Here is a 15,885-nt window from a genome sequence, read left to right on the forward strand (position 1 = left end):
ACGCGGAGGAGACGTTCGCCGCCGACGTGGCCCGGGCCCGGGCGGCGGCCGACAAGTGCCGGGCGAAGGCGGGGGACGTGCTCGCGCCACTCGCGCGGCTTTCCGCGTCAGCACGATCCACGCGCCGAGGCGGACTCGCCGAGGCTCCCGGGACGGGGGCGATCAGATGCTGGTGAGGCTGACGCTCTCGAAGCTGGGCTGCGGGATGTTCGTCGCCGGCTGCGGGATGGACGGCACGATCGAGACGGTGAGCGGACCGTCCGGCATCAGCCCCTGGTCCTTGAGGCGTTGGACCTGCTCGGTGACGTCGTAGCTGGCGTCGTGCCCGCCGGCGCCGGCCATGCCGAAGAAGGAGATCCAGCCGACGAAGTAGGGGCCCTCCGGGTCGAGGTCGCCGCCGGGGCCGTTGAGGAAGACGTGGAACGGCGTCCCGGGCGGGATCTCGGTGTACACGTCGTGCACGGTGAGGATGAGGTTGGTCTGCGGCTCGTCGCGGGCGGCGAGCGAGCGCATGGCCCCCTCGACGCCGCTCGGTTCCAGGGACACCGTGGTCGCCGACCGGACGTCGAGCGGCTGCCGGGGGTTGGCGACGGAGGCCGCCAGGACCCGCTCGCCCGCCCGTGGGGCCTGGACCGGCGGCAGGATCACCGGCCGGGTGCCCGACCCGTCGGTCAGCGACTCGTACGCGTAGTCGCGCGCGTCGTCCATGACCACCTTGCTGGTGGGCCGTTCCTCCTGTCCGTTCCCGTCGAAGAAGATGAACGCGTGGTCCAGCCAGGACGTGTGGTCCGGGTTCTGGTTGCCCTTGTCCAGCCAGCCCGACCAGAGCCGGTCGAGGTTGGCGTGGTGCAGCCAGAAGATCGGATCACGGGCGGAGCCCTCCACCCGGCCCATCCAGCCGCCGACGCCACCGTGGACCTGGTTGTGCGGGACGTTCTCCAGCTCGCCGAAGCCGGGCTGGAAGTGGGGCATGACGGTGTAGCTGACCTCGCTGCCGAAGGTCGGCTGGACCGGCGTCCGGCTCTTCGTGGCGGCGAAGATCGTCTCGCTCATCGCCCTGAAGGGGTTGAGGTCCACGTAGGGGAGGACCTGACGGGCGGTGTTCTTGTCCTTGGCGCGATGCGGGGCGGCCCAGAACTCCGCCTCGGTCGTCGGTTCCAGGTCGTCCCGGAGGCAGAGCGGGTTGTCGACGGTCAGGGTGGTGCCGCCCGGGCGGTCCGGCATCTTCGGGCTGCGGAAGGCCGCCGGGAGCGCGCGCGAGGTGAAGGTCGGGGGCGGGGCGGCGGAGGGTGCGTCCAGCGCGTAGTCCCAGTACGGCAGGGCCCAGGTGGTGGACGGGTCGGGCGTGATGTGCTCCTCGGCGGCGATCTCCTTGATGGCCGCCCGGATGATCCGTTCGAAGTACCAGAGGTAGCCCCGGTGCCACGGCAGGAAGAACCAGCCTCCGTGCGGACACTGGCTGAAGGCTTCGTGCGTCTGCGTGACGGTGGGCGGGATGCCGTGGATGCACCCCTGGAAGACCCAGCTCGTCGGGTCGGTGGCGGGTCGCTGCTGCATCCTTCCGACGGCGCGGGCGTACCAGTACAGCACCGGATCCCACTCGGCCATCTTGCTGGCGTCTCTTCGTATGAACGTTCCGTTCGACATGTCACTCCTAAGGTGGGCCGGGCGCCCTGGCCGGGCGGCCCGGATTCCCGGGGCGGCGGCGGCCGCCCCGTGGTGCTTCGTCCACAAGCCTTCGAGGAGGTGAACCGGGCCCGCTGTCCGGACGAGCAGCGGTGGGCGGCACGGGGCGCCCGCAGGACCCTGGAACGAGGTGCTCGATCCGCCTCACCCGTCCAGGAGGGACGCCATGAACGTCAGCGATCTGACCGGCACGTACACCTACCGGAGCTTCCTCGAACGGCCCGATCCCGTCGACGACTTCAATGTCCTGCGGTTCGCCCAGGCGACGCTGCGGCTCACGGCCGACGCGGACGGCGCCCTCCACGGTGAACTGATCCTCTCGGATCCGGGGGAGGAACCGGCTTTGATCATGGATATGGTCGGCCGGGCGGAGGACTCGCCCCGCCTCCCGTTCACGTTGAGCGGCCGGGGCCGACCGCCCGTCGCGGACCTCCACTACGAGTACGACGGCGTCGTCCTGCGCCACTGGGAGACCGGGATCGACCAGCGGATGGTCCTGGCCGGGGCGGTGCTGCGGGCGGAGCCGCACTCGGGTGGCCCCGCCGGGCAGACCGCGAGCTTCCTGGCGGTGCGCCGCGACGGTGCGTGACCCGGTCACCGGACGGCCCGCCGTCAACTCATGCCGAGCAGCATGTAGGCCATGCCGATCGACATCACCGTGCGCCGCGCGGCGACCAGGTCGGGTGAGGTCAGGGCGGCCGGTCCGTGGACACGGGCCGGCCGCCTTGCCGGTCGCTCCGCCCGCGGGCGGCTCCCGGCGGCCGGGCGCGGCAGGAGCGTGCCCGCGCTGCGGGCCGCGTGGACCAGGAAGTAGGCGACCAGCGCCAGCAGGGCCCACTCCGGCACCGCGGCATGGCCGCCCCCGTGGCCACCACCGGTGTGGCCGGTGCCCGCGTGGTGCTGCGCCGGTGCCATCAGCAGCACCAGGGCGGCCATCACCGCCGCGCTGAGGATGTGGTGCGGATAGTGACGCAGGGCGCCGATCGGGGCCGAGCGGTGGTGACGGCCCATCCGCCCCGCCAGCAGGAGCGCCGGCCAGGCCGCGGCCGCGGCGAGCAGGGCGGCCCACAGGACTCGCGGCAACGGGTCCGCCGCCGGTGCCACCATGGCGACCATGGCGAGGGCCGTCACGAACTCGATCGGCTCCAGCCGGCGGTCCGGACAGCCGCGCCCCGCGGCGGCGAGGGCGCAGTGGACCGCACACCAGCCGGTCAGAGCGATCAGCAGGGCGGTGGCGATCACGGGCTCTTGCACGGGAGACCCCCGTTCCATGGCCGTACCCCTCATCTCCACGGTAGGCCGCGGTGCGGCGGGGCGCACGGGGAAACCGGACCGCCCGGCCGGCGGTCACCGCCGGTCCCCTCGACCGTGGGAACAGGGAGTGACCGGGGCTGCGGCGCGGCAGAACTGACGGAGCGTCATTGACTACGGAGCGTTGCCCGGCCACCGGTTCCCGGCCCGGGGTGCGGGCACACCCGCGGTCCAGCGGCGACACCACGGACGGCCACTCCACCGGGCCGTCGCCACCTGGCGGCTGGAGGGTCGGTGGCGGCAGCAGCCGACCGAGGACGTCGTCCAGGCCAGGCGTCCTCCTCACCGTGAAGATCATCGACGTGGACCCGGAGCGGCACCGCATCGCGCTCTTCCCGCTCGACCGGCGCCCGCGAGGGATCGCCGGAGGGGCCCGTGACCAGAGCGGCCCCCGTCACGGGGTGCCTCGGGTCAACTGGGTGGGCCCGAGAAGACGACGCCCTTGCGCAGTAGGCCGGTGCCGTAGTCGAACTCGACGGTGAAGGGGTCGGCCGCGCCCTTCGGCAGGGCGTAGGCGGACAGGCCCACCGCCTCCTGGCCGGGCGCGAGAGAACCGCTGAGGAGCTTCAGCCGTCCGCTGCCGTCCGTCAGCGAGAAGACGAGGTCGCCCTTGGCGTCCTTCACGATGGGCGTCCCCGATCCGTAGAGCGAGAGGTCCGTGGACCCGGTGTTGACGACGGTGATCCTCACCTGGACGATCCTGGCGTCCTTGGGGGGATCGAGGACCCGCCGCCCCCTCGGAGCCAGTCGATGCCCGCACAGCAAGTCCGTGCACGAAGTTGGCCGAGAATACACTCCCCCTTCATTGTCGTGCACGGGACAATTGGGCCGGATCCCGCACAGAAAGGACCTACCGATGAAGCTGTCCGTCCGCCGCTCCCTCCGCGCCACGGCCGCGGCCCTGGCCGCGCTGCTCGCGCTGGCCACGCCCGCCCTCGCGGCCCCCGCCACGACCGCCGCTCCGGCCGCCCCCGCGGCCTCGGCCGCCGACCAGCGCCAGGCCGTCTACGCCATCGCGCACCGGGTCGACACCCTGGACGGCGTGGACGCCGCGCTCAACCACGGCGCCAACGCGATCGAGATCGACGTCTGCGCGTGGTGGAATCCGAACGAATGGCGTGCCTACCACGACTGTTCCTCCGCCGGTGAGAACCGACTGGGCCCCAGCTTCGACAGCATGATCGACCGTATCCTCTCCAACGCCAACGCGGGACGCCGGCTCGCCCTGGTCTGGCTGGACATCAAGGACCCGAACTACTGCGGGGAGCAGCCGAACCGTACGTGCAGCGTCGCCGGGCTGCGTGACAAGGCGCAGCGGCTGACGGCCGCCGGGATCCAGGTGCTCTACGGCTTCTTCGAGTACCACGGCGGCAGCACCCCGGACGTCGGCGGCCGGGGCTGGCAGAGCCTGGCGGGCAGGCTCGGCCCGCTGGAGGGCATCACCTCGACCGGGACCCGCGACCAGGTCCAGGGTGCCTTCAACCGGTCCGGCAACGGATTCCCGGCCGGGCACCGGGCGATGGACTACGGCGACTCCGACATCACCAAGGGGTTCGGCAACTGCACGGAACCCACCTACAACACCTGCGCGGAGCTGAAGAAGGGCGCCGGTGACCGGGCCGCCGGGCGGCTCGCGGCCACGCTGTCCTGGACGACCACGTACAACGACCCGTGGTACGTCGACAAGCTCCTCGGCGATGCCCGCGTGGACGGCATCATCGCCGGCTACGGCGCCTTCACCGGGGTGCGCGAGTACGACAACAGCTGGCAGTGCGCCAACGCCGTCAACCTGATCCGCGACTGGGTGAACCGCCACAGCGGCACCCACCGGATGGCCAACGCCGGCGACCGCCTCTTCCGGTAGCGGGACCGTCGCGGCCGGGAGCCGCCGGTCCCGCGACCGGCGCCGCCCGTGGACCGGTCCGACAGCCGTCGGGCGGGACTACGGGCGGCGTCCCCATGCGGAGATCATCGGAGCGGTGGCGAGGTCGAGCCGCCCGGTGGCGACGTTCGCCAGGTGCCGGTCGATCTCCTCGTCGGTGGCGAGCCCGTGCTCGACCAGACGGTGGCGGATCTGCCGCACCGTCGCGTCCTCCAGTACGGCGCACGCCGGTGAGGTGATCGGGAAGTACGCGTCGGCCCGCACGTCCTCCAGGCCGGCTTCGCGCAGCACCCTGGGCAGGGTCCGCCCGTAGGCGAGGTCCGCGCCGCGCGCCGCCATCAGGGTGCGAAACCCCGTGCGCAAGCGGTTGGCGAGCCGCTGTTCGGGACCGGACTCGTCCGGGCAGAGCAGCGGCTGCAACGCGGGGTCGGCGTCCTCCAGGAGCAGTCGGCCACCGGGGCGCAGCGCGCTGACCATCCTGCGCAGGGCCTCGGCGCGGTCGGCGACGTGCACCAGGACCAGCCGGGCGTGCACCAGGTCGAAGCCGCCGGGCGGCGGTGGATCGGCCGCCACGTCGTGGACCAGCACCTCGATCGCGCCGCCGGCGATGTCCCTGGTCCAGCCGACGTCGAGGTCGGTGGCGACCACCGCACCGGTCGGGCCGACGCGTTCGGCCAGACCGAGGGGGACGGAGGGTCCGCCGGCGCCGACCTCCCAGCACCGCATGCCGGGGCCGATGCCGATCCGGTCGACGTGCCGGAACGTCACCTGGTCGAACAGCTCGGCGAGGGCGCCGAAGCGAACGCCCGCCTCGGCCTGCTTGTTGTCCAGCAGGTAACCGTGGTCGGTGCCGTGCTCACTCATGGGGCGATTGTGGCACCTGCGCCGGTACCCGCGCCCGCACCGGCTCCGCTCGCCGGCCGCCGGCCAGGGGGCGGTGCGTTCGTCGGTGGAGTACGCCACGATGGGTGCGGCCGCTCCGGGGGCCCGGTCCGACCCGCGCCGGCGGAGCGGCGCCGCCAGGTGGCGGGCCGGCGCGAGGGCGGCGAGGAGCGCCACCAGAGCGCAGACGGCCGGCCCGCCGGCGAGGCCGTAGACCCGGACGCCGAGCCAGGAGCCGACGCTGCCGCCGAGGTAGCCGCAGGTCATGTGGGCGGTGTCGAGCCGGGGGCGGGCGTCGGGGCGCAGCTCGTAACCGACCGCCCGGCCCCGGGGGTGACGGGAGGTCGGCTCCCAGCTGTCGGGGCATCAGCCGCACAGGGCGGCCGTCTGTGCCTCCATCAGTCCCGTACTCCGCGGGACGGGCGGCGCGCCCTTGAGGTCGGCACCGAGGTCGTAGAGGTTGACGGCCAGGACGAGCTGCCGTTCACCGTCGACGGTGGTGAGGGACACGCTCGTGTAGCCGGGGCCGCCGCCGTCCGTCGCCCAGGTACCGACCTGCCTGGTGTCCGGCTCGGTGCCGCACTCCACGTCCCGGCGCTGCACGCCGAGTCCGTAGGCCGGTTTGTCGGGGAAGTCGACCGTGGTCAGGAGTTCGCGCTGCTGGGCGGGGCGCAGCAACCTGCCGGCGAACAGGGCCCGGTGGAACCGGGACAGGTCGTCGACGGTGGAGATCATGGCGCCGGCGGTCCAGTCGTACGACGGGCTGAACCGGGTGACATCGTGCCCCGCGAGGTCGTAGCCGTGCAGATGGGGACCGTGGATGTCGGGGTCGGTCACCGGGAAGGAGGTGTCCTTGAGGCCGAGCGGCGCGATGATCCGCCGCTGGATCTCGGCGGGCGCGCTGCGATGGGTGACCGCCTCGATGACCAGCCCGGCGAGCAGGTAGTTGGTGTTGGAGTACGCCCAGTCGGTGCCGGGGGCGAAGAGCGGCGCGTGCCGGACGGCCAGCGCGACCACCTCCCGCGGGGTGTAGACGTAGTCCCGGTCGTGGTGTTCCAGGTAGGGGGCGAAGAACGCCGGCTCGGTCGTGGGGTCGTAGATGCCCGAGGTGTGGTTGAGCAGTTGGCGGACGGTCACGGCCGCGCCGTCGTTGCCGTTCCCCCGGACCGTGCCCGGCAGCCACCGCTCCACACTGTCGTCGAGGGAGAGCCGCCCCTCGCCCTCCAGTTGCAGCAGCACCGTCGACACGAACGACTTGGTGTTGCTGGCGATCCGGAAACGCTGGTCGGGCCGGGCCCGCTCGCCGCTCGCGGTGTCGGCGAGCCCGGCCGCCGCGCGGGACTCCCGCTCGCCGTTCCGGGTGTACGCCACGACACCCGGGAACCCGTCCGCGACCGTCTGTTCCAGGGCCGCCTTGAGGCCGGCCGGCGGGGCCGCCGGGCGGTCCGCCGCGGCCGCGGCCCCCGGGAGGATGCCCGCTGCCGCCACCACGCACATCCCCACCCACACTGCCGCGGCCCCCGTACGTACCTTCATTGGTTGCTCCTGTCCTCGTTGCCCGTGTTCGTCGTGACTCATCGTGCCGGGCCGCCGCACCGGCTGCCCATCCCGCTGACGCCCGTGTTGGTACGGGGGTTGTCCCCACCCCGCACCCTCCGGTTCGCTCCATAGCCCGTTCGAGGGGATCCGGAGCAGGTCGGGGTAGGCACCGCGCGGAACGGGGAAAGCAGCCGCCGTGTCCACCGGGACACGGGCGCACCGCTCGTGCGTCCGCCCACCACCCCACCAGGCATCGGGAACGTGATGACGAACATCGACCGCAGGCACGCCCTGCGCGTGGCATCCGCGGCAGCAGTCGGCATGGGTGCGACCCTCGGCGCGACCGGGACCGCCAGGGCGAGCCGGCGGGCCTCGACCCTGAACCTGAAGGGCAGGCGAGCGGCGGCCGACATCCCGGGCGTCCTCACCGCCGGCGCACCGTACTTCGTCCACTACGAACTCCGCGACACCGACGACAATCCGGTCGGCACCGAGAGCGCGCACAGCCTGCCGATCACCGTCGGGCCGACCGGGTCCCTCGTCCTGGCCACCGTGGCGCTGCGCCTCACCGACGGGATGCTCACCGCCGCCGGTGCCTTCGAGCGGCCGCTTCCGGCGGTGACCGAGGTGGCGCTGGGCTACCAGCCGTGGTCCCACACCTTCGCGATCACCGGCGGGACGGGCGACTACACCGGCGCCTCCGGCGAGCTCCGGATCGACCACCTCAGCCGCGACGACTCCGCCCTCACCGTCACCCTGGCCTGAACCCGAACCCGGTCCGGCCCGAGGGCCCCACGGCCCTCCGGAGTCGCCAACCGGCCTTCCGAGCCAGGATTTTGGACGTGCCGGTCCATTTTGAGCCGCCTAACGTGCTGCCCGTTCCCTCACGAAGAAGCCCTGCAGAGAGGCGGCACCATGCACGCGATCCGGATCGAGAAGCACGGCGGCCCCGAGGTCATGCACTGGACCGAGCTGCCCGACCCCACCCCCGGTCCCGGCGAGGCACTGGTACGCCTGGGGGTCGCCGGGGTCAACTACATGGACATCGGTGCCCGCACCCAGGGCGGTCCCGGCTGGGCGGCCCCGACGGTCCTCGGCGTCGAGGGCACCGGGTGCGTCACCGCGCTCGGCGACGGGGTCCGGGGCCTCGCCGTCGGCGACCGGGTGGCCTGGTTCTACCACCCGGGCAGCTACGCCGAGTTGCTCGCCGTCCCGGCGGACTCACTGGTCAAGGTACCCGACGACGTCGACGACGAGACGGCGGCCGCCCTGATGATGCAGGGCCTGACCGCCGGCCACCTCAGCACCGAGACCTACCCGATCGGCCCGGGCGACACCGCCGTGGTGCACGCCGCGGCGGGCGGCGTCGGCCAGTTGCTCACCCAGATGGTCAAGGCCCGTGGCGGCGACGTGATCGGCCTGGTCTCCCGCGAGGAGAAGTCCGCCGCCGCGAAGGAGGCCGGCGCCGACCACGTCCTGGTCCACTCCGGCGGCGGCTTCGAGGGCCGGATCAAGGAGCTGACCGGCGGACGCGGCGCCGACGTCGTCTACGACGGCGGTGGCGCCGACACCTTCCGCTCCTCCCAACTGGCCCTGCGCCCGCACGGCGTGCACGCCTACTACGGCCCCTTCATGGGCGTCCCGACCCTGCGGCCCACCGACCTGCCCAACAGCATCCTGCTGACCTATCCCGTGGTGCACCACCACGTCGCCACCCGCGAGGCGCTCGTCCGGCGCACCGGTGAGGTCTTCGACCTGGTCCTGGCCGGCCGCCTCACCCCGCGGGTCGGCGGCCGGTACCCGCTCGCCGACGCGGCCCGCGCCCACGCCGACCTCGAATCCCGCCGCACCACCGGCAAGCTGCTGCTCCTGCCGTGACACCGCCGGGCCGGATCCGCTTCGATGGGAGCCGACAGCTCGTACCGGGAGGACACATGCCGCTCACCCGCAAGGGCGCCGCGACCAGGCAGCGCATCGTCGAGGGCGCCGCCGAGCAGATCCGCGTCCAGGGCGTGTTCGCGCTGCGGCTGGAGGACGTCATGGCCCACACGGCGACCAGCAAGAGCCAGCTGTTCCACTACTTCCCCGACGGCAAGGACGAGTTGCTCCTCGCCGTGGCCCGGCACGAGGCGGCCCGGGTGATCGACGACCAGCAGCCGGAGCTCGGCTCCCTCACCTCGTGGGCCGCCTGGCAGCGGTGGCGCGACAAGGTCGTCGCCCGCTACCGCGCCCAGGGCACCGACTGTCCGCTGCACACCGCCCTCGCGCAGCTGGGCCCGGCCACCGACGCCACGCGGACCGTGGCCGGCGGCCTGCTCGACCGGTGGCAGCAACAGCTGGCCGCGGGCATCCGCCACCTGCGGGACGCCGGCGAGACCGACCCCGACCTGGACCCCGACCGCGAGGCCGCCGCCCTGCTGGCCGGCATCCAGGGCGGCGTGCTGATCCTCCTCACCACGGGCGCGACCACCCACCTGGAGGCCGCTCTGGACGTGGGCATCGCGCGCCTGCGCGGCCGGACCGGCGCGGCCGTCGAGAACGGCACCGGCCGCGCGGCCCGCCCGGCCGTGGCCGAGTGAACCCGCCCGGCGGTGGCCGGTCCCCCCGCGATCGCATCGCGCGGGGACCGGCCACCGTGCCGCGGTCAGGACGCCGAGGACCCGGGCGGCCCGGACGGCCGGTACGCGGCGACCTCTAGTAGAGCGTGACGGAGCTCGCCTTGTCGTTGACCCCCCACGGGACGTTCACCGGTGCGCCGTAGGGCCCGGAGCCGATCAGGTACCCGGTGTAGCCGGAGCCGTCGAACAGGCTCAGGGTGCCGCCGCTCCTGTTCCAGAAGGCGCTCGTCCTGTCGTTCATCCCGAAGTTGGCGAGCTTGAAGGACCCGGCGCTGGGCACCACCCAGAGCTGGCCGCCGCCGTTGGTGTCCGAGAACAGGCACGCCTGGCCGTGCAGACAGTTGTCCCACACCGTCGCCAGGGAGTCGGCGCCGACGGCGATCGGCTGGATCACGGCGGGAGCGGCGCCGGTCTCGCCGACGGGGGCCTGGGCCGCGGCGGTGCCGGCCGCGGAGGCGATCATCAGGACGGCACCGGCCGTGGCCAGGGCGAAGTGCTTCACCATGTGTGCTTCCTCTTCCTCGTGGATCGTGCGGTTTGCCGTGCTCTCCGTGCGCGGTACTCGGACGACCGGCGGTGCTGGGGACACCCGGCGGTGCTCGGACGCCTGGCGGTACTGGGACCACCGGCGCCCCCTTCCGAACGGGCTCACCCCCCGGGGACCTCGTGCTGCCGGTGTCGGCCGTCCCGCGCTGCGTGGACCGGAGCAGTTCCCGGGTGCGGCGCCGTTCGCGACCGAGCGCCGGAGCCGGCGGATGCCGCGACGTGTGCCGGCCGTGCTCCTCGGCAGGAACGGCTGCGCCACGGGACCCACCACCCCGTCCGGAGAACCGGTGGTGGCCCCACCCTGCGACCCGATGTGATTGTCCATCTACAGGAAGGCGGCAACCGGCAGCTGGGCGGCGGACAACCCGGATTGGCCGCGGACAAGGCAGCGGTACCGGCGGGCGGCGCCGCACGTACGCGGGGAGGACGCCGGCGACGGGCCCGACGGGTGACGCCCGCGCGGGTCGGGGGCCGATAGGGCGGGGCACCGGGGCTCCCGTGCCGATACTGCGGGGATGAGACCCTCCCGCCGGACCTCCCTGCTGTGCCTCGCCGCAGCCACCGCGCTCGTCGCCCTCAGCGCCCCGGTCACGACCGCCAGTGGTGCGGCCGGAACCGCCGGCCACCACCGACCGTGCGTCAGCTCCGCCGCCCCCACCGAGGGCGCCGCGCTCGACGTGCTGCGGATCGCCGAGCAGGCCAGAACGGAGATGGACCTCAAGTCCGTGATCCTGCGGGTCACCGTCGACGGCCGCGAACTCCTCACCTCCGCCCTCGGCGAGTCGATGACCGGAGTCCCCGCCGAGCCCGCGATGCACTTCCGCAACGGCAACATCGCGATCAGCTACCTGGGAACCGCACTCCTGCGGCTGGTCGACGACGGCAAGGTCCGCCTCGACGACCCGATCGGCCGCTGGCTGCCCGACCTCCCGCACGACTACGGCGACCGGATGACCCTGCGGATGCTCGGCGCCTCCACCACCGGCCTCGTCGACTACGTCACCAGCCCCGGCTTCGGCGAGACGGTCTACGCGGACCCGTTCCGCCAGTGGACCCCCGAGGAACTGGTGGGCATCTCCACCGGCCGGGACCTCTGGTACGAGCCGGGGACCAACTGGAGCTACTCGCACGCCAACTTCGTCCTGCTCGGCGCCGCGCTGGAGAAGATCACGGGCACCCGGCTGGACGTCCTGCTCCAGCAGCTGGTCACCGGCCCGCTCGGACTGCACGAGACCAGCAACAGCTTCACGCCCGACATCCCGACACCCGTCCTGCACGCCTTCACCTCCGATCGCGGCACCTACGAGGAGTCCACCTTCTGGAACCCCTCGTGGACCACCGCACCCGGCGCGGTGGAGACCACCGACATCTGCGACCTGGCCCGCTCGGCCGTCGGCCTCGGCTCGGGCGAACTGCTCTCCCCGTCCTCCTACCGGGAGTTCCTCAACCCGGGGACGGTGGGCCTGGGCACGCCGACCGATAAGTGCCCCGCCACGGTCTGCATCGCGCAGACCCCGGCCACCCACTACGGGATGGGCGTGCTCGTGCTGAACGAATGGATCTCCCAGCACCCGCTGTTCTTCGGCTACTCGGCCTCGCAGAACTACCTCCCGTGCGAGCACCTGGCCATCGCCGTCTCCACCACCGACGGCCCCACCGCCCCCGGCGGCCACAGCGCCCACACCATCGCCCAGCGCATCGCCGCCGCACTCGCCCCCGACCACCCCATCCCCGACTTCGGCTGAGAACGTGTCGGGCAGCGGTCGACCGGCGCGCGCCGGCCCGGGTGGGCGACCGTCCGCGGTCCGGGGTTCGACGGGCGACCGCGGGTAGGGCGAAGGGCCTGCCCCTCCGGAGTGAGGCGCAGGCCCTTCGCCCTACCAGGTGGAACGCCCGCGGCAGTGTGCGGGTACGTCAGTTGTCCTGCCTCGCATCGGAGTCGGCCTGCGCGACGGCGCTCCCAGCGGCATCCACCTTCTGCCGCATCTCCTGGGCCTGGCCGTCGTTCGCCGTGGCGGCGGCCCTGCCGGGCGGGCCGGCGCGGTCGGGGCCGTGAGCGGCACCTGCGGGGCCGGGTACCGCGGGCGGTCGCGCAGGCCCTGTGCGCCGTCGAGGGTGAGCGTCCCGGAGAAGTCGAACATGACACCCTTGATCACGCCCGCGATCCCCGCCGCAGCTGCGGGCCGGACGCAAGCCCGTGGGCACGCCCGGGCACCGCGACCGTGTCGCGGTCCGGACGTCGTCACGCCCGCGAAGCCCCGACCGCGTCGAGGGCCGGGGCCAGGACGGCGAAGGCGTGGTCGATCAGCGCGGCCGGGTCCTCGGTGCCGTCGCTGTCGCTCCATCGGCGGAGCACCGTGTCGAAGGCGGACAGTGCCATCCCCGCCGCGAGGGGCGGGTACATCGCGGTGGCGGGATCGAGCCCGAGGCGGGCGGCCAGCTCGGCCGCCAGCTCGTCGCGCCACTGCGCCTGCCGTTCCAGGAAGCGGCCGAGCAGCGCGGGCGTCCGCACGATCAGCTGCACCACGCGCAGGGCGCGGTCACCGTGGCCGGCGTGGTCCGGGCCGTCGGCGCAGGCGGCGAGCGTGGTCCAGACCGCGTGACGGAGCGCCACGGAGGGCGGTTCCGCGGCGGGACGGGCGGCGAGTTCGGCGCACATCCCGGGGCCGAGATCGGCCAGCACCTGGACGACCACGTCCTCCTTCGAGGCGAAGTACCGGAAGAACGTCCGCTTGGACACCCCGGCGGTGACCGCGATTTCGTCGATCGTGACGGCCTCGAAGCCCTTCTCCGCCAGCAGGAGCAGCGCCGCCTCGGCCAACTCGGCGGCGACGAGCCGGCGTTTGCGCTCGGCCATGGTCAGACCGGGGCGGCCGGCGGGCCGGGTCGGTTCGGGACGGTCCGGGGCAGAACGGTCCGGAGCGGGGCGGTCCGGAGCGGGGCGGGAGGTCACCGGGTCATGGTAGCGCGATGCCCTGGGCGGCACTCGGGCGCATCTTGACACCGAGTGACAGCAACGTCAGCATGTGCCGCATGACTGAACATCAGAAGTGGACCGCCGAGCAGATCCCGGACCAGACCGGGAGGCTCTTCGTCGTCACCGGCGCCACCAGCGGCCTCGGCCTGGCCACCGCCCGCGCGCTGTCCCACCGCGGTGGCCACGTCGTGCTGGCGGTGCGCGACGAGGAGAAGGGCCGGCGGGTGGTCGCGGAGCTGCGCGCCGACCAGCCAGGGGCACGACTGGAGGTGCGCCGGCTCGACCTCGCCGACCTCGCCTCGGTCCGCGCCTTCGCCGCCGGCCTGCGCGCCGACCACGGCCGGCTGGACGTCCTCGTCAACAACGCCGGCGTCATGGCGCCGCCACGCACCTTGAGCGCCCAGGGCCACGAGCTGCAGTTCGCCGCCCATCACCTCGGCCACTTCGCCCTCACCGGGCTGCTCCTCGACCTGCTCGCCGAGGGCCGCGACCCCCGGGTGGTCACCGTCACCTCCCTCAACCACCGGCGCGGGCGGATCCGCTTCGACGACCTCGCCGGTGAGCGGCACTACGCGCCGATGGCCTTCTACAACCAGTCCAAGCTCGCCAACGCGGTCTTCGGCCGGCAACTGTACCTGCGGCTGACCGCCGCCGGGAGCCCGGTGCGCAGCCTGCTCGCCCACCCCGGCTTCAGCGCCACCGACATCGTCACCGGCACACCGACCGCCCTGTACCGCTTCCTCTTCGGCCGGCTGGCCCGGCCGCTCGGCCAGCACCCCGACCGCGGCGCACTCCCCCAGCTCTACGCGGCGACCCGGCCGGGACTGGCGAGCGGCGAATTCATCGGCCCGAGCGGCCCCGGCGAACTGCGCGGCGCCCCGGTTCGGGTCGCACTCGCACCCGCCGCGGCCGACGCCGAGACCGGGCGCCGGCTCTGGGAGCTGTCCGAGCGGCTGACCGAGGTCCGGTACGGGCTCCCGGACGCCGGTTGAAGGGTCGTCAGCACCGTGACAGGGCAGCAGGACGACGAAGGGACTCCATGGTGGACCTCCGGACACCTCGACCGAGGACTGGAGGCCGGGAGACCGGGGGGCCGGGGGCCGGGGGGCCGGGAGGCCGGGGGGCCGGGGGGCCGGGAGGAGCGTTACGGCAAACCCCTGAATCGTCCGATACCACCGGCTACCCTGTCGCGGTGACGACCTCCCGAGTACTGTCGATCGCCCTCCAGGACACCGACCGGCCCCGGCTGCGGCCGCTGCCGATCGAAGCAGCCGAACTGCTGCACGATGTCGACGCTCCGCCACGTCTGGTCGCCCATCTCCGCGTGGTCCACGACGTCGCGGGGCAACTCCTCGAATGGCTCGCCACCCGCGGCCTCGATCTGGGGATCGACCCGGATGCCGTCCTGTTCGGCGCCGCCACGCACGACATCGGCAAGACGCTGCACCCCGCCGAGCTGTCCGCTCCGGGCGCACGGCACGAGGAGGCCGGCCGGGACCTCCTCCTCGCCCGGGGCGTCGATGTCGACCGGGCACGCTTCGCCGCGACGCACGCCGCCTGGGCCACCGAGGCGGCCGGGACGGAGGACCTCCTGGTCAGCCTGGCCGACACGAGCTGGAAGAACAAGCGCGTCCCCGGGCTCGAAGACCTCGTCGTCGCCAGGCTCGCCGCGGCGAGCGGGAGGTCGGCCTGGGAGGAGTTCATCGACCTGGACACCGTGCTCACCCGCATCGGCGACCGGGCCGACGAACGGCTCGCCTTCCAGCTCGCCCACCCCACGGCGGGGGGCAGCCCACGGCTGCCGGACCTCACCCACGCGCTCGCCGACTGGTTCGCCGCGAACGAGCCGGCTGTCCGCGCACGCGGGATCGCCACCGAACTGGGGCACTCCCCGGACGACGGCCGGCTCAAGGACAGCGCCTGGCTGACCCTCGAAGCCGGCCGCCGGGCCATCATGATCACCGTCTGGAGCAGCGGCGAGACCGAACTCGACGACGTGGACCTCGACACCGGCGACAACCGCCCCGAGCACCGGGACCTGACGACCGCTCAGGAGCTGCACGACATCCTCGCGTCCGCCCTCGACCGGGCCGAACCCGGCACCGACGCCTGACCGCGCGGAAGGGGGCGAGGCCGCCTACCGTGACGCCCGCGCCGGGGCAGCTCGACTTCGGCCCCGGGTGCGTCGAACGGGTGAACGCCGCGCCCCCGCCGCCGAACCGGCCGCTAGAACGTCCGGCAGCGGCCCCTCCGCCCCCATATTCGAGGAAGGACTGGACCCGCCCCGCACTCGATGGGAGATCCCGGTGACCATGGCTTCCACCGCAGGGCGGTCGGGGCTGGCGCTCGCGCTGGCCGTGCCGTCATCTGGGGGCGCACCTCCGACAACGTGGAATCCCTCGACCTGCTGCTCGCCGACGGCACCGAACTCACCGTCGGCGGCC

14 protein-coding genes and 1 pseudogene are annotated in these 15,885 nt (G+C 73.4%); 8 read left to right on the forward strand and 7 right to left on the reverse strand.

Annotated features, from left to right (window positions below; genetic code table 11):
• Positions 1-162 precede the first annotated feature (162 nt).
• A complete protein-coding gene (locus ABZ497_RS27050) occupies positions 163-1,647 on the reverse strand; it encodes a tyrosinase family protein (protein WP_359808925.1) in 1,485 nt (494 codons plus the stop codon).
• A gap of 205 nt (positions 1,648-1,852) precedes the next feature.
• On the opposite strand from ABZ497_RS27050, the gene ABZ497_RS27055 reads away from it, so the two are divergent.
• A complete protein-coding gene (locus tag ABZ497_RS27055) occupies positions 1,853-2,275 on the forward strand; it encodes a hypothetical protein (protein ID WP_359808926.1) in 423 nt (140 codons plus the stop codon).
• A gap of 23 nt (positions 2,276-2,298) precedes the next feature.
• On the opposite strand, the gene ABZ497_RS27060 is transcribed toward ABZ497_RS27055, so the two are convergent.
• Together ABZ497_RS27060 and ABZ497_RS27065 are read right to left on the reverse strand one after the other, a co-directional pair.
• Positions 2,299-2,940 carry a DUF5134 domain-containing protein gene (locus ABZ497_RS27060; RefSeq protein ID WP_359808928.1) on the reverse strand — a complete coding sequence of 214 codons (642 nt, stop codon included), beginning with the start codon at positions 2,938-2,940 and terminating at the stop codon, positions 2,299-2,301.
• A gap of 468 nt (positions 2,941-3,408) precedes the next feature.
• Entirely contained in the window at positions 3,409-3,948 is a 540-nt protein-coding gene (locus tag ABZ497_RS27065; RefSeq protein ID WP_359808930.1) for a DUF4352 domain-containing protein, read from the reverse strand.
• Between ABZ497_RS27065 and ABZ497_RS27070 the strand changes: the two genes are divergently transcribed.
• Complete coding sequence (locus tag ABZ497_RS27070; RefSeq protein WP_359808931.1) at positions 3,854-4,861, forward strand: phospholipase; 1,008 nt, start codon at positions 3,854-3,856, stop codon at positions 4,859-4,861. The two genes, ABZ497_RS27065 and ABZ497_RS27070, sit on opposite strands and share 95 nt — an antisense overlap.
• Positions 4,862-4,939: 78 nt before the next feature.
• Here ABZ497_RS27070 and ABZ497_RS27075 read toward each other — a convergent pair whose 3' ends face one another.
• Positions 4,940-5,743, reverse strand: a complete 804-nt coding sequence (locus ABZ497_RS27075; protein WP_359808944.1) for a methyltransferase domain-containing protein — start codon at positions 5,741-5,743, stop codon at positions 4,940-4,942.
• Between the two features lie 384 nt (positions 5,744-6,127).
• Positions 6,128-7,297 (reverse strand): serine hydrolase domain-containing protein, encoded by a 1,170-nt coding sequence (locus tag ABZ497_RS27080; protein WP_359808932.1) that lies wholly within the window; start codon positions 7,295-7,297, stop codon positions 6,128-6,130.
• Between the two features lie 267 nt (positions 7,298-7,564).
• On the opposite strand from ABZ497_RS27080, the gene ABZ497_RS27085 reads away from it, so the two are divergent.
• From ABZ497_RS27085 to ABZ497_RS27095, 3 genes are all read left to right on the forward strand, one after another.
• Positions 7,565-8,065, forward strand: a complete 501-nt coding sequence (locus tag ABZ497_RS27085; RefSeq protein ID WP_359808933.1) for a hypothetical protein — start codon at positions 7,565-7,567, stop codon at positions 8,063-8,065.
• A 150-nt stretch (positions 8,066-8,215) separates the two neighbouring features.
• Entirely contained in the window at positions 8,216-9,178 is a 963-nt protein-coding gene (locus ABZ497_RS27090; RefSeq protein ID WP_359808934.1) for a quinone oxidoreductase, read from the forward strand.
• 56 nt (positions 9,179-9,234) lie between these two features.
• On the forward strand, positions 9,235-9,879 hold the full coding sequence (locus ABZ497_RS27095) for a TetR/AcrR family transcriptional regulator (protein ID WP_359808935.1): 645 nt from the start codon (positions 9,235-9,237) through the stop codon (positions 9,877-9,879).
• Between the two features lie 115 nt (positions 9,880-9,994).
• Here the strand turns inward: ABZ497_RS27095 and ABZ497_RS27100 are convergent, their stop codons facing one another.
• Positions 9,995-10,423 carry a peptidase inhibitor family I36 protein gene (locus ABZ497_RS27100; RefSeq protein WP_359808937.1) on the reverse strand — a complete coding sequence of 143 codons (429 nt, stop codon included), beginning with the start codon at positions 10,421-10,423 and terminating at the stop codon, positions 9,995-9,997.
• Positions 10,424-10,979: 556 nt separating this feature from the next.
• On the opposite strand from ABZ497_RS27100, the gene ABZ497_RS27105 reads away from it, so the two are divergent.
• Positions 10,980-12,209: a serine hydrolase domain-containing protein gene (locus ABZ497_RS27105; RefSeq protein ID WP_359808938.1), complete on the forward strand. Its 1,230-nt coding sequence runs from the start codon at positions 10,980-10,982 to the stop codon at positions 12,207-12,209.
• A 497-nt stretch (positions 12,210-12,706) separates the two neighbouring features.
• On the opposite strand, the gene ABZ497_RS27110 is transcribed toward ABZ497_RS27105, so the two are convergent.
• The gene (locus ABZ497_RS27110; protein ID WP_359808940.1) at positions 12,707-13,321 is read right to left on the reverse strand and encodes a TetR family transcriptional regulator; all 615 of its coding nucleotides are present in this window, start codon (positions 13,319-13,321) and stop codon (positions 12,707-12,709) included.
• A gap of 176 nt (positions 13,322-13,497) precedes the next feature.
• Here ABZ497_RS27110 and ABZ497_RS27115 point away from each other — a divergent pair, with 176 nt between their 5' ends.
• Together ABZ497_RS27115 and ABZ497_RS27120 are read left to right on the forward strand one after the other, a co-directional pair.
• On the forward strand, positions 13,498-14,433 hold the full coding sequence (locus tag ABZ497_RS27115; RefSeq protein WP_359808942.1) for an oxidoreductase: 936 nt from the start codon (positions 13,498-13,500) through the stop codon (positions 14,431-14,433).
• A 224-nt stretch (positions 14,434-14,657) separates the two neighbouring features.
• Positions 14,658-15,218: pseudogene (locus ABZ497_RS27120) on the forward strand (HD domain-containing protein); the annotation flags it as partial.
• Between the last annotated feature and the right edge of the window lie 667 nt (positions 15,219-15,885).

It is taken from the genome of Kitasatospora sp. NPDC005751, from assembly GCF_040630835.1.
Classification (GTDB): Bacteria; Actinomycetota; Actinomycetes; order Streptomycetales; family Streptomycetaceae; genus Kitasatospora.

Bases quoted from the DNA above. Each gene is read 5' to 3' on its own strand.
- ABZ497_RS27050 (WP_359808925.1), bottom strand. From the start codon at position 1,647: ATGTCGAACGGAACGTTCATACGAAGAGACGCCAGCAAGATGGCCGAG.
- ABZ497_RS27055 (WP_359808926.1), top strand. From the start codon at position 1,853: ATGAACGTCAGCGATCTGACCGGCACGTACACCTACCGGAGCTTCCTC.
- ABZ497_RS27070 (WP_359808931.1), top strand. From the start codon at position 3,854: ATGAAGCTGTCCGTCCGCCGCTCCCTCCGCGCCACGGCCGCGGCCCTG.
- ABZ497_RS27075 (WP_359808944.1), bottom strand. From the start codon at position 5,743: ATGAGTGAGCACGGCACCGACCACGGTTACCTGCTGGACAACAAGCAG.
- ABZ497_RS27080 (WP_359808932.1), bottom strand. From the start codon at position 7,297: ATGAAGGTACGTACGGGGGCCGCGGCAGTGTGGGTGGGGATGTGCGTG.
- ABZ497_RS27085 (WP_359808933.1), top strand. From the start codon at position 7,565: ATGACGAACATCGACCGCAGGCACGCCCTGCGCGTGGCATCCGCGGCA.
- ABZ497_RS27090 (WP_359808934.1), top strand. From the start codon at position 8,216: ATGCACGCGATCCGGATCGAGAAGCACGGCGGCCCCGAGGTCATGCAC.
- ABZ497_RS27095 (WP_359808935.1), top strand. From the start codon at position 9,235: ATGCCGCTCACCCGCAAGGGCGCCGCGACCAGGCAGCGCATCGTCGAG.
- ABZ497_RS27100 (WP_359808937.1), bottom strand. From the start codon at position 10,423: ATGGTGAAGCACTTCGCCCTGGCCACGGCCGGTGCCGTCCTGATGATC.
- ABZ497_RS27105 (WP_359808938.1), top strand. From the start codon at position 10,980: ATGAGACCCTCCCGCCGGACCTCCCTGCTGTGCCTCGCCGCAGCCACC.
- ABZ497_RS27110 (WP_359808940.1), bottom strand. From the start codon at position 13,321: ATGGCCGAGCGCAAACGCCGGCTCGTCGCCGCCGAGTTGGCCGAGGCG.
- ABZ497_RS27115 (WP_359808942.1), top strand. From the start codon at position 13,498: ATGACTGAACATCAGAAGTGGACCGCCGAGCAGATCCCGGACCAGACC.